This is a genomic window from Pseudomonas sp. WS 5010 (assembly GCF_012985565.1).
In the GTDB taxonomy this organism is placed as follows: Bacteria; Pseudomonadota; Gammaproteobacteria; order Pseudomonadales; family Pseudomonadaceae; genus Aquipseudomonas.
Genome location: NZ_JAAQWQ010000021.1, coordinates 1 through 11846 on the forward strand (window position 1 = coordinate 1; position 11846 = coordinate 11846).

At 61.2% G+C, this 11846-nt stretch carries 18 protein-coding genes; 1 reads left to right on the plus strand and 17 read right to left on the minus strand.

Annotated features, from left to right (window positions below; genetic code table 11):
- Positions 1-333: 333 nt before the first annotated feature.
- The 11 genes from HBO11_RS28255 to HBO11_RS28305 form a co-directional block, all read right to left on the minus strand.
- Complete coding sequence (locus tag HBO11_RS28255) at positions 334-546, minus strand: hypothetical protein (protein ID WP_153334493.1); 213 nt, start codon at positions 544-546, stop codon at positions 334-336.
- 47 nt (positions 547-593) lie between these two features.
- The gene (locus HBO11_RS28260; protein ID WP_015272403.1) at positions 594-944 is read right to left on the minus strand and encodes a TrfB-related DNA-binding protein; all 351 of its coding nucleotides are present in this window, start codon (positions 942-944) and stop codon (positions 594-596) included.
- Positions 945-1004: 60 nt separating this feature from the next.
- Entirely contained in the window at positions 1005-1508 is a 504-nt protein-coding gene (locus tag HBO11_RS28265; protein WP_015272402.1) for a hypothetical protein, read from the minus strand.
- Between the two features lie 16 nt (positions 1509-1524).
- Complete coding sequence (locus tag HBO11_RS28270; protein ID WP_015272401.1) at positions 1525-1953, minus strand: hypothetical protein; 429 nt, start codon at positions 1951-1953, stop codon at positions 1525-1527.
- A gap of 55 nt (positions 1954-2008) precedes the next feature.
- Complete coding sequence (locus HBO11_RS28275) at positions 2009-2845, minus strand: DUF932 domain-containing protein (RefSeq protein WP_015272400.1); 837 nt, start codon at positions 2843-2845, stop codon at positions 2009-2011.
- Positions 2846-3525: 680 nt separating this feature from the next.
- Entirely contained in the window at positions 3526-3786 is a 261-nt protein-coding gene (locus HBO11_RS28280) for a hypothetical protein (RefSeq protein WP_015272399.1), read from the minus strand.
- Between the two features lie 127 nt (positions 3787-3913).
- Complete coding sequence (locus tag HBO11_RS28285) at positions 3914-4075, minus strand: hypothetical protein (protein ID WP_015272398.1); 162 nt, start codon at positions 4073-4075, stop codon at positions 3914-3916.
- A 6-nt stretch (positions 4076-4081) separates the two neighbouring features.
- A complete protein-coding gene (locus HBO11_RS28290) occupies positions 4082-4519 on the minus strand; it encodes a type II toxin-antitoxin system VapC family toxin (protein ID WP_012477632.1) in 438 nt (145 codons plus the stop codon).
- On the minus strand, positions 4516-4752 hold the full coding sequence (vapB, locus tag HBO11_RS28295; protein ID WP_012477631.1) for a type II toxin-antitoxin system VapB family antitoxin: 237 nt from the start codon (positions 4750-4752) through the stop codon (positions 4516-4518). Before vapB ends, HBO11_RS28290 begins: the two co-directional genes overlap by 4 nt.
- Positions 4753-4761: 9 nt before the next feature.
- Positions 4762-5187 (minus strand): DUF192 domain-containing protein, encoded by a 426-nt coding sequence (locus HBO11_RS28300; protein WP_015272397.1) that lies wholly within the window; start codon positions 5185-5187, stop codon positions 4762-4764.
- A 622-nt stretch (positions 5188-5809) separates the two neighbouring features.
- Complete coding sequence (locus tag HBO11_RS28305) at positions 5810-6460, minus strand: DNA-binding protein (protein WP_015272395.1); 651 nt, start codon at positions 6458-6460, stop codon at positions 5810-5812.
- Between the two features lie 194 nt (positions 6461-6654).
- Between HBO11_RS28305 and HBO11_RS28310 the strand changes: the two genes are divergently transcribed.
- Complete coding sequence (locus tag HBO11_RS28310) at positions 6655-6867, plus strand: hypothetical protein (protein WP_015272394.1); 213 nt, start codon at positions 6655-6657, stop codon at positions 6865-6867.
- Positions 6868-7305: 438 nt separating this feature from the next.
- Here the strand turns inward: HBO11_RS28310 and HBO11_RS28315 are convergent, their stop codons facing one another.
- The 6 genes from HBO11_RS28315 to HBO11_RS28340 form a co-directional block, all read right to left on the minus strand.
- Positions 7306-8442 (minus strand): replication initiator protein A, encoded by a 1137-nt coding sequence (locus HBO11_RS28315; RefSeq protein WP_015272393.1) that lies wholly within the window; start codon positions 8440-8442, stop codon positions 7306-7308.
- Positions 8429-9046, minus strand: coding sequence for a recombinase family protein (locus tag HBO11_RS28320; RefSeq protein WP_015272392.1), 618 nt, complete (start codon positions 9044-9046; stop codon positions 8429-8431). The genes HBO11_RS28315 and HBO11_RS28320 overlap by 14 nt, the downstream gene beginning before the upstream one ends.
- Positions 9047-9384: 338 nt before the next feature.
- The gene (locus tag HBO11_RS28325) at positions 9385-9645 is read right to left on the minus strand and encodes a hypothetical protein (RefSeq protein WP_015272389.1); all 261 of its coding nucleotides are present in this window, start codon (positions 9643-9645) and stop codon (positions 9385-9387) included.
- 10 nt (positions 9646-9655) lie between these two features.
- On the minus strand, positions 9656-10744 hold the full coding sequence (locus HBO11_RS28330; RefSeq protein WP_015272388.1) for a DNA cytosine methyltransferase: 1089 nt from the start codon (positions 10742-10744) through the stop codon (positions 9656-9658).
- Positions 10745-10747: 3 nt separating this feature from the next.
- A complete protein-coding gene (locus HBO11_RS28335; RefSeq protein ID WP_019692581.1) occupies positions 10748-11098 on the minus strand; it encodes a hypothetical protein in 351 nt (116 codons plus the stop codon).
- The gene (locus tag HBO11_RS28340; protein WP_015272386.1) at positions 11098-11466 is read right to left on the minus strand and encodes a hypothetical protein; all 369 of its coding nucleotides are present in this window, start codon (positions 11464-11466) and stop codon (positions 11098-11100) included. Before HBO11_RS28340 ends, HBO11_RS28335 begins: the two co-directional genes overlap by 1 nt.
- Positions 11467-11846: the final 380 nt, after the last annotated feature.

The following is an 11846-nucleotide window of genomic DNA, read 5'->3' on the forward strand; positions in this document are numbered from 1 at the left end:
CTGGGCCGCCGTCATGGGGACCGTGGAATAGCGGAGCGACCGGAGGGAGTGAGCATATGCCGCGAAAGCCCCTTGACGGCATAGGCCCAGCGGAGGGTAGGCGAATAGGGCTGATAGCGGCCAGCCGAAGGGTGATGAGCACACCCAGGACGCGCAGGGGCGGCAAGGTGGCCAGCAGGCCGCCGCGCAGGCCGACAGGCCGGAGGGCAAGCGGAGCGCGCAGCGCCTGGCGGGCCAGGTGCGCAGGCGAGAGGGATTGAAGCCCGAAGGGGCGAGACACGGCGCAGCTGTGGCTCGATGCGTAGCACGAAAGCCCGGGCCGCAGGCCTCGCACTAGATTTTCTCGCTGGCCAGGTGGTGGAAGTACCAGGCCAATTCGGGACGGCCCCCGCCCATTTGTTGCTTGATCGCAGTCACCAGATCCTCGCGGACTTGGCCGGTCGCTGTTTCCAGGCGCTGGCGGATCTCTGCAACCTCGGCGCTGGCGACCCATTCAAGGCAGGCCAGGTAATCGAGCACGCCCTTTTCCTCTGTTGGTGTAAGCATCTGCAAATCCCTCAGCAGTCAAACTGTCCGTGACAGAAAGGCGCCATCTAGGCCTTTTTCTGTCGGTTAGGTGTCTTCTTTGTGGTCCCTGGTTGGGCCTCCTTTGGCTGCTCATGTTTGGCGGCCATCTGCTTGACCTGCTCGGCTTCCTCGGGGGTGAGCCAGACCATGACGGGCACAAGGCCGACGGTCTGGCGTTCCAGCACGGCGGTTACGCGCTTGATTGCAGCGTGTACAAGCTGCCGCGACTGGCCGATGTTGTTGGCCACCTCGATAGGTTCCTTGCCCTCCACCAGCACCGCCCTGGCAATGTCCAGGGTCTTGGTGGACATGCCCCGGAGCGCAGGCAGGGAAGCGGTCCATTGTTCGGCGGTGTATTTCGGCTGGGTGGGCTGCATTCGCGGTTCCTTACTGTTGGCTGAATGCCCTGCTACCGGCAGGGCTACGGGTCAAGCGTGCTACTGGTTCATTTGCTCGATGAAGCCCCGCGCATGCGCTTCCAGGCGGCGGGCATCTGTGGAACCGGCATGGAGCCGGTGCCGTTTGACGCCCTGGGCGGTGGCTTTCCAGATGACGTAAAACGTCCCCTCGTTGTTGCGCTCGATACTAATGGCAACGCCCTGGTCACTGGTACCAACCTTGGCGGCGACTGCCGCCACGGTTTCGCTTTCCAGTGTCTGGCGGTCCCATATCAGCAGGGGCACAAACTGCGGGTCGTTGATCGCGTCGGCTGTCTCCAGGCCGCCCGCATCGCACAACCACGCTTCGTCGTCATCGTCCCAGGCTTCGGCGGTGATCGGAAACATCCACGCCAGAAGTGGCCGACCGTCCTGCACCTGGCAGGCGTAAAGCTGGTCAGAGTCGAGCAGAAACGCCACGCAATCCCCAGGGATGAGCAGGCCATGCCCAGGGTTGGCCTTGAGTAACGATCGGTAGGCTTCCAACGTGCGTTCGTAAGTCATGGTCGGTTCCTCGATCTTAGGCCTTGGCCACGGCCAGGGAGTGGGTAGCGATGCGGCGCATGATGAGCAGGTGGGGCAGGGTGGCCAGGCCCGTCAAGGTCCAGTAGCGCCCGCCCCACTGGGCAAAAATGGTCGTCATGTTGCCGTGGTCCAGGTCGGCCAGCTTGAACGACGCGCCCAGCTCGTCGGCGTGGTAGTCGATGACGGGGCGCTGCGAAAGGTTGAACTCGAAACGGGCGGCGGTCGTGCGTGCCGGTGGCGTGCCATAGGCGCGTTCTTGATCGATCAAAAACGCCTCTTCGTCGCCCAGGATGGCGCCGGGGTAACGCACGCGCAGCTCGGGCAGCATCAGCCCGGAATGCTGGGCCATCCACATGTTTGGCCCGATCTGGCGGGCATAGTCGATGATCGCGGTATGGCCAGGGACATAGAAGACTTTGCACATGGTTCGATCCTCCAAGGGCGGGGGAAAGCCGGGCGTTTAACGCCCGGCTCGCCAGTTACGCGGCGGCTTGACCGCTGCGCAGGGCCTGGGCCAGTACCCACAAGGCGCGATTGAGTTTCACGTCTTGGTCAATGCCGTTAACGGCGCGGGTAGTTGTCCGGCGTCCTTGCTTGTTGCGGCCACGCAAGCCGCCCTTGATGGTGTTTTCCTGCACGCGGTTGAACGTGGTCCAGAGATCGCTTGCGCGGTCTTCGGCACGGCGCGGCATCAGCAGTTGCGACGGCGTGACCGGGGCAGGGCCTTCGGATGGGTCGTAGCGGTAGGCCAGGGCCGCCATGGCGAACGCTTCTTGCTCTTCCTGGCGCAAGTGGTAGTGCTGCATGTCGTCAAGGTTGGCGTCGATCTGCTCGAACTGGCCCAGCACCTCATAGGCACCTTCGATAACGTCGTTAACAACGTCAATGCGGCCGCTGTGGCGCACTTTCTGATCCATCGCCATGTCGCCCAGGACCAGCCCGTTAGCGCACACGAAACGGAACTTGCCGGCCATCATCTGGTAGCTGCTGCTGCCGTCGTGGCTGTTCAGCAGAATGATTTCGTTCGCTTCCTTGCTCATGATGTTGCTGGCATGGCGCAGGCGAATCATGTGCTTGGTGTGCTCGCGTTTGTCGGTGTTGCGGACGCGGGTCTGGCACGCCATGAACGGCTGAAAACCTTCTGTGCGCAGCGCATCGAGCACCTTGACGGTTGGAATGTACAGGTAACGTTCCGAACGGCTGTCGTGCGCTTCCTCGGCAAAGATCGAGGGCGCCACGCGGGCAATCTCGTCATTGGTCAGAGGGGCATCGCTGCGGATCATGCACGGATTACGGAAGTTGCTGGAAAGACGCATTTTTGTATCTCCTTCGCAGATTCCCCGGAGCGGTTGCTGCCGCTGGTGTCCGGGGTGTCGAGGCGGTATTGCTTCGACGTGGTTAGTATCTCAAATCGGGGCGCTGTCGTCAACTGTTGGTCAAACAATCTTTGACTAATAATTGACTTGACGCGGCGCGCTTTTCGGAGCTGCTTAGATGCCGAGGTGGGAGCGGGAGGTAAACATAAAGCGCGCCCGCGAAGCGGGTGCAGCCCCGCTTTTGCCCTGGAGCGTGAATCTCCCCCGGTGGATCTGCTCGTCAGCCTTCGGTTGGTCGCGGTAAGCCCCGACTACCCGGAGCTGGGCCGCCGTCATGGGGACCGTGGAATAGCGGAGCGACCGAAGGGAGTGAGCATATGCCGCGAAAGCCCCTTGACGGCATAGGCCCAGCGGAGGGTAGGCGATTAGGGCTGATAGCGGCCAGCCGGAGGGTGATGAGCACACCCAGGACGCGCAGGGGCGGCAAGGTGGCCAGCAGGCCGCCGCGCAGGCCGGCAGGCCGGAGGGCAAGCGGAGCGCGCAGCGCCTGGCGGGCCAGGTGCGCAGGCGAGAGGGATTGAAGCCCGAAGGGGCGAGACGCGGCGTAGCTGTGGCTCGATGCGTAGCACGAAAGCCCGGGCCGCAGGCCTCGCGCTATGCCTCGGATGACGGCAGGGCGATCACTCGCCGGCACCCTGCTCCAGCTCCAGCAAGCGCGCTGTGGCAGCCTGCTCGATCAACAAATACAGGCGCTCAACCTGCTGTTGTTCCAGCGCTTTCAACAATTCCAGGGCCTCCACCATGCCCTCGGCGCGGGCCTGGGAAATCAAGCAATTCGCCGCGCTGGTGGCGGTGTTCACTTCGGCCAGGCGCCTGCGCAATACAACCTGATAGCTCGGCGGCAGGATCAGGCCAGGCATCAACTCCTGTTCGTTTCGCATACCGGCCTCCCTCAGTTTTCGCCGACGACCTGGCGCACTTCGGCCATAACCTTGTTCCACTCGTCCACCGCATCAAACATCGCGCCGACCGCTGCCAAGGCGTGCTGTTGCTTGGTGTAAGTGCGGTTCATGTGCTCGGGTCGGCAAGCTGGGCCAGGCCGGTGAGCTGCCACCAGGCTGAGGTAAAGCCGTCGCTACGTTCGGGGCCATTGGGCAGGGTAAGCGCACCTTTCAACTGAGTGAGGTGCAGTTGGGCGCAATCAATGATGGCTTGTTCCAGTTCGGTCATGGCGTATCAACTCTTGGTAATGGCGGGTTGGGTCCAGTCCTCAAGGACTAGGCCAGGAACGCGAGCAAATTCGCGAGTGTTGTTCGTGACCAGAACACACCCAGCGGCCAGGGCATGGCCGGCTATCGCTGCATCGTTGTTGCCAATGGGCGTACCCAGGCGGGCGAGGGCGGTGCGGATCTGCGTTGTTTGATCTACGGCGGCGGCGTCCCAGGACAGGATGGCGTCCAGGCGCTGGATGAAGGCATCGACCATCGCTGCAACCTTGGGCGATGCCTTGGGGTTGGCGGCCCCGAAACGCATTTCGGAGTAGGTGATGGCCGAAACGACAATCCGGTGCTGATTAGTGACTGCCTGTTCCAGCTTGGCCAGCACCGCGTCGGGGCGCTCGCGCATGATGAACGAACAGATGTTCGTATCGAGCATGTACGTCTTTTTGCTCATGTGAAGTCACCCAGGAAACGGTCTTCCTCGATCACATCCTTTCGCTCGGTCAGAAAGTCAGGATCTGCGGCCGCCACGTCGCGCAACGATGCCCAGGAGGGGCGCACAGGGCGCAGGATCAGCGTTTCGCCGTCGCGGATAATCTCCAGCTCGGAAACGCCCTGGTACTCCATATCCCGAGGGATGCGGATCGCCTGGTTTCGGCTGTTCATGAAAATGGAAACGGTACGCATGGGAACCTCCTACAAGTTGAAACACGTTGAGGCGGTGATGGTGCTGCCGCGCTCGATGCCCAGGTTTGCAAGCTGGCCGCGTGGCACCTCGATAATGCCGAGGGCGGGCCGCAATGATGAATGCTTGGCGGTTGTGTGTGGCTCCAGCTCTTGTACGCTCTGGATAACCCCATCTGCTCCGATCCAAGCCGCGTCTAATGGGGCAGGGGTGTTCTTCATCCACACAAATCGCACTGCCGGCGTAGTCCAGAGAAACAGCATGCCTCGCCCTGGATCTGGCCGCCCGGCGAGGCCCTGCGCCTGTGCGGCTTCGGTGGTGGCCACGGGTAGGTCGAGTGTCGCGCCATTCTGGAACGACAACCGGCAATCATCGCTATAAGCCGGTGTGGTGAGCACGGCCCCCAAAAGCAACGCAGGTAAGCAGCGGTTGAGCATCGGAACCTCCTTCAATCTCCAAGAGAATCCTAGCATATGGCAAGCATATGTCAATTGAGCAATTGAGCGCGCTGGGGTGCGTCGTTATACTGCGGGCATGCGCTCCTTCGCAGAGCACTAGAAGCCCGTTTTGCATTGCTGTGCAGCGGGCTTCGCCATTTCTGGCCCTCCTGTAATCCCTCCCCAAGAATCCCTGAATCTTCGTAGAGCCTGGTGCGTGTGGCTGACTAGCGAGGCTTGCCCGAGTCTGTCCGGTGCGAGTGGCGGGCGGCTGCCGGCAGGCAAGAAAAAGCCCGCATCGCGGGCTTGGGGAAGTGCTGATACCGATCAACTCATTAAGTCGGTGATGGTTCGGCCCAGGTTGATAGCGAACAAGAGCAGGGTTAAAACCCAGTACAATGGCAGGCGCTTATCCTTGGCGCTGTAACCCTCGCTGAATCTGTTTTGAGGCGCCGTCGAGGCGTACAGAGCGCCCCGAAAGCCTTTGGGAATGACTACGACAAAGGCGAACAGTAGCCAATCGAAGCCCGTCTCTTGCATGGGGCCGTGATAAGCCAGCCACGCGGCAAAGCCAATCCAGATTAGTGCTATCCATGTGATTGATCTCCCTTTCGTTTGTGGGTTACTTGCCCTTCTTAGCCAGGCCAAGCTGTTTTTCCAGAGCCTCTACCTGACCTTCGGCGCGTGCTGCGCGGTCCAGGGCCTGGCGTTCGCTCTTGCGTGCCTCGATAGCTTCGGAGTCCTTTTCGTTGGCCCTGGTGACAGCCCGGTGGATCTCCTGGGCGCTGTGGTCCTTCTGGTGCTTCAACTCCAGCTCGGCACGTTCTTCCAGGGCGTGATAGTTGGCCTGTAGCTCGCGGTACAGCGCTGCGGTTTCCTCCAGGCCCGCGATCTTGGCGCGCAGGTCGTGCAGCTCTGCATCCATGCTATCAGCTAGGGCAATCGCTTCCTCGGCCTGCTCGCGGATCTGCGCGGCATTCTCTTCGATCACTCGGCGCTTTCCGTCCAGGGCCTGGTCGGCAGCAACACGGGCCAGGTTCCAGATATCGGCGCCGAAGTTCTCCAGCAACTGGGCCAGGGCAGGTGGTGGTGGGTCGATGAGTGGCTGGGCCTCTTGCTGCTTGCGGTTCTTCCACTCGCTCATGGCCTCCTGAATGGTCGTAAAGCTGCCGACGCCACCCAGGCGCTTGCGCACGTTGGCCAGGGTGGGCTTAGTGCCGTCAGCGTCCAGTTCGTCGGCGGCCTTCCAGATCATTTCCTTGGTGAGTGCCATGGGGCGTGCTCCTTTGTATGTTGTAGCGTGTAGTATTATACAACATACTACAAAATACAATACAGCCTAACGCGGCCAGTTGGCCTTGTTGGCTCCGCTCCAGCGCGGCGGGCGAGCCACCGCACCAGAGCGCAGCAGCCGTTCGATTCCACCCTCCTATACTTCAATGCCCCGCCTCCATAGGAGTTGCTGCCATGTATGACGACCAGCCACCCTTCGCACCGTTGCCTCCTAAGAATGACTGCCCGGACGGCATGAGCCACGACCGCACGGTCTACTACGGCATGGCGCAGGGCTTGCTGTCGGCCCTGTTCGTTTCGGGGATCATCAAGCCGTTTGACTATGAGCAACGCCGCGCTGGACTGGTGTGGGAGTACCAGTGGGGCAATCAGGACAACCCGGAGTGATCCCGTGGCGCGTGCACGGTGCCGGTGTCGAACGCTATCCGTGAGTTATCCACAAGCTCAGTCAAATCAGAGCCGTTAAAGGTTTAAGTTAAAAGGTTAATACGCGCGCGCGTTGTTAGCGTTTTGCGAGGCCTTGATTTACCTGGGCTGGCGGGTGGTTCTGGTCCCCGGAGTGACGAAATAGGCGGTCCCTGGAGTGACGAACCCCAGTCCCCGAAGTGACGAATCGGCGGTCCCTAGAGTGACGAATCGCGGTCCCTGGAGTGACGAACCGGCTAGGCCGCGAAATTGGGCGCGGTCCCTGGAGTGACGAATGCGCAGATAAAGCCCCCGAAGGGGCTGCGGTACAGCTCAAGAACGCATGAATCAATAGAGAAAAACCCTTACACATCAGTGGATTGACCCCTTCCGGTCCCTGGAGTGACGAATTGCCATGACTCATGCAGCGGGTGCGGCCTTTGCTTTGCGTGGCGTCTTGATACCGTTGCGCGTGGCTTTGAGCAAGGCCGCTTTGCCGGCGTCGGACTTGTTGAAGAACAACACCGCGTCTTCGTCGGGCAGGTAGGTCATGTAGTAGTCGAGCAAGCTGCCGGCCTCGGCCAGCTCCTTGACCTTGGCGCGAAACTTCTTTTCCGCCTGGGCGCTTCCGACCTTCTTTTGCAGCAGAGTCAGGCCGATCTTCCATTGGCCCTGGCCGCCGCAATGCTTTCGGCAAAGCTCATAGATGCGTTTGGCGATGGCGCTGCGTAGCCCGAAATAGTCGCCCGGAATGGTCAACACATCCATGGCTTTCGCAGCGTTAAATGTGGTGTCGGATACCTTGATCCGAATGGCGCACATGCGGTTCTTGGCGCCCCTGGTGATGATCTCCACGTCATCGAGCAGGCCCACCCAGCGCCGGCTACCGTCACGGTCTTTCGTCGATTCAAAGGTGGCCCGCATGCGAGTACCGGTGAGCCTGTCGAACGCCTTGCTAAGCAGCTCATAGCCGCGCTCGCTGGTACTGCTGCGCGTGAAGCTCAACAGTTCGTGAGCGGTCGTCTCGATAGTCGGTGATACGGCTATGCCGGCGTTGATCGCGGCCACCAGCTTCGACACGCAAAACAGCACGATATCCTTGTCATGCTGGGTCGCCCGACCGGCAACGCTGGGAATGATCTCGATCTTGTTCCCGTTGTGCTCGTAGGTGATCTGCCTGGTGTCTCCGTCTTCCACGGCGTAGATCGGGTGCTCCATTGTAGGCCGCTCGTCCTTGGGGATCGCCGGCAGGCCGGTCGCAATCCAGAAATCGAGCTGCGTTTCGAGCACCACAACTTGCTTGCGGCCCGCTGAGGCCTTCACCGCCTCGCGCCCTGGTGTCTTGTCCTTCGGCTGCTTCGCCTCTTCGCGTTTCAGCCGCTCCGCCGCCTGCTGGTAGGTTTCGCCTGGCCGGGCTTCGGCCTCAATGCGCTTGCGCCACTTGTCGATGTTGATTGCGTCCTGCCCGACCAAGGGGGCTTTGGCCGCAGAGCGACGTTTCGGCAGTGGCGAGGTGGCCAGGTCGGGATCGATATCAAACAACTCATTGGACGACATGCTGGGCCTCCTTGCTCAGATACTTGTAGATGGTGGTTCTGCTGACTTTGAACCTGGCGGCCACGTCGCTGACGGTCGTCAAGGGATCGGCCAGCAGGATCTTGATATCGCGGATCTCCTTCGCTCCAAGCGTCGGCTTGCGACCCCCTTTGCGCCCACGTGCGCGGGCGGCCTCCAGGCCGGCCATGGTCCGTTCGCGGTTTAGCTCGCGTTCGTACTCCGCCAGGGTGGCGAAGACGTTCAACTGCATCCGTCCGCCCGCCGTGCTGGTGTCGATGTGCTCGGTGAGCGATTCAAAGCGAACCTGCATGGCTTCCAGTTGCGCCATGAGCTGGAGCAGGTGGGAGAGGCTGCGACCGAAGCGGGAAAGCTGCCACACGACAACGGTATCCCCTGGGCGGAGTGCTTTTAGCATCTGCTCCAGCTCGGGCCGGTTGGCCCTGGCCCCGCTGATCTGTTCCTCATAGATCCGCGTACAACCAGCGGCGACAAGCGCGTCTCGCTGTAGGTCCAGGTTCTGGTCCTGCTTGCTGGTTCGGGCGTACCCAATGCGCAGGCCTCCGGTCAATATGTCCAGGGTTGAAGAGTCTTTGCCGTTACGCATGGTCACCTCCATGTGGTTGGCCTGGTTTGTCGGTCGATAGCACCACGCCGCCATCCCACTCGGCCACGACCTCGGCCCCGCAACATGTACAAGCGGTCGTCAACTCGGCAGCGGTTTCGGCCAGGTGTAGCTGGCCAGCATGGCCGCATGCGGTGCAACGGTACACGTACAGCGTGGTCGGGATGGGTTTGCTCATCATGGCAATTTCCGTACACCTAATGTAGACACTGAAAAGTTTACGAGAAAGTTAACAGTTATGCCCCAAAAAAAACGCCCCTGGGCGCTTTTTTTGAAGTGTGCAGAAAACGACCGTTTACTGCACAGGCATTTGCCGGGATCTACGCGGCTTCCTCTGCGACAACGGTGCAGTGGTCCAGGGACACTGCGCCCGAAACATCCTCCACCATGATGACCGGTTCGCAGCACATGACGAATGCTCGACCGCAGGTTTTGGTCTGGATCGACTCGCCCGAGCCAAGCAACTCTTCATAGGTCACTGTCACGCCTTCTTTGTACTGGGCGTTCCAGTCGTAACACTGGATCTTGGCTGCATCCTCCTGCTCGCGCAGGGTCATATTTGGGCGCTTCGGTTTCGGCATAACGGCAGTCCTATGTAGGTGGGTTCTGTGTAGAGATCGCTTGGCGTAGCGCTGACTCGGCAGCGCTATCGTCCATGTCCATGTAGTAAGCATCCGCCACCAGCTCGTCGATCTCGCGGGCGCTCACATTAGCATCGAGCGCGGCGCGTAGCAGGCCGGCGTCGAGTCGGTCGTATTTGTAGGCTATGGCCAGCGCCGGGTTGTCCTGGGCGTTGTTGGCCATGAAGAACCCGTAGGAAAACCCTTCCGGGGTTGCGCTGCGGGCGTTCTTGGTGGCGAGGCGGTTGCCGCCGAACTTGCGGTGCATCTTCGAGCCGTCCGAGGCCTCGACCGGGGCAATGGGCAGGTTTGCATTGAAGCGGCCCCAAAGCAGGGTTTTCTTCGTGTACGGGTCGCCCAGGTGGTGCGGGTCGAAGGCTAGGCGCCACGGCGGCAGGCCGCCCAGCTTTTCGATCCGACCTACCGGGTTCTCGATGGCCCATACGGCAGGCCGGAAATATTCAATGGTGCGCAATGTCTGGTGAACGAGCTGCACGGCGGCAACCGTGCGCCCGTCTGCATCTTTGGCTGCGAAGTGTCGGGCGCCACTGGTGGCGAATTCTGTGCACGGGCACGCGGCGAGGATGGCGTAGATATCCAGGCCGTCGAAATCGCCAAACCAGTCACCGAAGAAGCCGGCGCCGAACTCGTTTACGTCGCCGGTAACGGGGTTGTCCTGTATGTCGAAGCGCAGGACCTGGTAGCCGGCATCCTCCCACGGCTGCGACCACTGCCCGGTATGGTCGAACAGCGACAGCACTACCTTGTCGGCATTGGCCCGCCCTTCGCCCTGGGCGAAGGCGTGGCGCTTCCATTCGGCAATGCGGGCTTGGGCGGCGGCCTGGTCAAGCCAGCCGTGTGACCGGGTGTGGCGGGCCACCTTGTCGGCCAGGCGCACGATCTCGGACGGCCTAGGCGCGTCGAACAAGTGGTGCTCCAGCTCGCCCGAGCTAATGGCGCTGAACTCGGCGGTGATCTGGCTTAGCTCGAAGTCGTCAACGCCCAGGGCCTGGGCGGTGAATAGCCCAGGCTGTGCTGGGCGGATCTGCGTACTGAGCATGGTTCACTCCCCCTTGAAGTAGTCGGGGCGCTGCTCCAGCTCGCGGGCGATCAACTCGTCAGCGAACAGCGGCGCGGCCTTCTCGATGCGCTTGGCCATCTTCTGCTTGCGTACCCGGTCTTTGGCCTCGGCACTCCAGCGCTTGACGGCGCGGGACTGGGGGAAGTCCAGGCAAACACCGTAACCCACGGGGCGGCGCTGCCATGCCTGGTGCATTTCTTCCGGCATCCGCGTCCCCGCTGGGGCCTCGATCACCAGCAACTCAAAGTCGCCAGGGCAGGGCTGGTGCGGCAGGCACCATCGAAGGGAGTAGCGCCACATGGGCGGCGCTACGTGATGGGCATTCGCAGCCATCAGACAAAATCCCAACTTGTCTGGTCCCAGCCCGGCAGCTTGGACTGAGCTATGCGGCGAATTTCATGCAGGGTGCGGAATGCCTGGGTAGCGTAATAGTCGGGGTTTTGGTTGGACTGATACTCCAAGCACTGGATGAGTTTGAGGGCTTCGAGCGGGGTAGGTTTGCGCACAGTTTCATCCAGGCCGAACAGCTCGCCCTTGAAGGTTTCGCCAGGGTAGCGGGTGCGCACGGAGCGAATGTTTTCGTCAAGCAGTTGCTGGCCTTGATCCGCAAGGATCTGGTAGGTGGTCGCATCCGGCTTGCCGGTGCAGGTGAACATGAGAATGGCGGAGATGTGAAAACGATTCAGGATATAAGCGCTCATGGAAACTCCTTCGCAGATTCCCCGGAGCGGTTGCCGCCGCTGGTTTCCGGGGTGTTGAAGCGGTATTGCTTCGACGTGGTTAGTATCTCAAATCGCGGCCCTGTCGTCAACTGTTGGTCAAACAATCTTTGACGAATAATTGACTTGGCGCGGCGCGCTTTTCGGAGCTGCTTAGATGCCGAGGTGGGAGCGGGAGGTAAACATAAAGCGCGCCCGCGAAGCGGGTGCAGCCCCGCTTTTGCCCTGGAGCGTAAGTCTCCCCCGGTGGATCTGCTCGTCAGCCTTCGGTTGGTCGCGGTAAGCCCCGACTACCCGGAGCTGGGCCGCCGTCATGGGGACCGTGGAATAGCGGAGCGACCGGAGGGAGTGAGCATATGCCG

Coding starts and splice junctions, on each gene's coding strand:
- vapB (WP_012477631.1), bottom strand. CDS start 4,752: ATGCGTACCGTTTCCATTTTCATGAACAGCCGAAACCAGGCGATCCGC.
- HBO11_RS28310 (WP_015272394.1), top strand. CDS start 6,655: ATGTATGACGACCAGCCACCCTTCGCACCGTTGCCTCCTAAGAATGAC.
- HBO11_RS28330 (WP_015272388.1), bottom strand. CDS start 10,744: ATGCTCAGTACGCAGATCCGCCCAGCACAGCCTGGGCTATTCACCGCC.
- HBO11_RS28280 (WP_015272399.1), bottom strand. CDS start 3,786: ATGCGAAACGAACAGGAGTTGATGCCTGGCCTGATCCTGCCGCCGAGC.
- HBO11_RS28340 (WP_015272386.1), bottom strand. CDS start 11,466: ATGAGCGCTTATATCCTGAATCGTTTTCACATCTCCGCCATTCTCATG.
- HBO11_RS28325 (WP_015272389.1), bottom strand. CDS start 9,645: ATGCCGAAACCGAAGCGCCCAAATATGACCCTGCGCGAGCAGGAGGAT.
- HBO11_RS28260 (WP_015272403.1), bottom strand. CDS start 944: ATGCAGCCCACCCAGCCGAAATACACCGCCGAACAATGGACCGCTTCC.
- HBO11_RS28285 (WP_015272398.1), bottom strand. CDS start 4,075: ATGACCGAACTGGAACAAGCCATCATTGATTGCGCCCAACTGCACCTC.
- HBO11_RS28320 (WP_015272392.1), bottom strand. CDS start 9,046: ATGCGTAACGGCAAAGACTCTTCAACCCTGGACATATTGACCGGAGGC.
- HBO11_RS28265 (WP_015272402.1), bottom strand. CDS start 1,508: ATGACTTACGAACGCACGTTGGAAGCCTACCGATCGTTACTCAAGGCC.
- HBO11_RS28335 (WP_019692581.1), bottom strand. CDS start 11,098: ATGGCTGCGAATGCCCATCACGTAGCGCCGCCCATGTGGCGCTACTCC.
- HBO11_RS28315 (WP_015272393.1), bottom strand. CDS start 8,442: ATGTCGTCCAATGAGTTGTTTGATATCGATCCCGACCTGGCCACCTCG.
- HBO11_RS28270 (WP_015272401.1), bottom strand. CDS start 1,953: ATGTGCAAAGTCTTCTATGTCCCTGGCCATACCGCGATCATCGACTAT.
- HBO11_RS28290 (WP_012477632.1), bottom strand. CDS start 4,519: ATGAGCAAAAAGACGTACATGCTCGATACGAACATCTGTTCGTTCATC.
- HBO11_RS28300 (WP_015272397.1), bottom strand. CDS start 5,187: ATGCTCAACCGCTGCTTACCTGCGTTGCTTTTGGGGGCCGTGCTCACC.
- HBO11_RS28275 (WP_015272400.1), bottom strand. CDS start 2,845: ATGCGTCTTTCCAGCAACTTCCGTAATCCGTGCATGATCCGCAGCGAT.
- HBO11_RS28305 (WP_015272395.1), bottom strand. CDS start 6,460: ATGGCACTCACCAAGGAAATGATCTGGAAGGCCGCCGACGAACTGGAC.
- HBO11_RS28255 (WP_153334493.1), bottom strand. CDS start 546: ATGCTTACACCAACAGAGGAAAAGGGCGTGCTCGATTACCTGGCCTGC.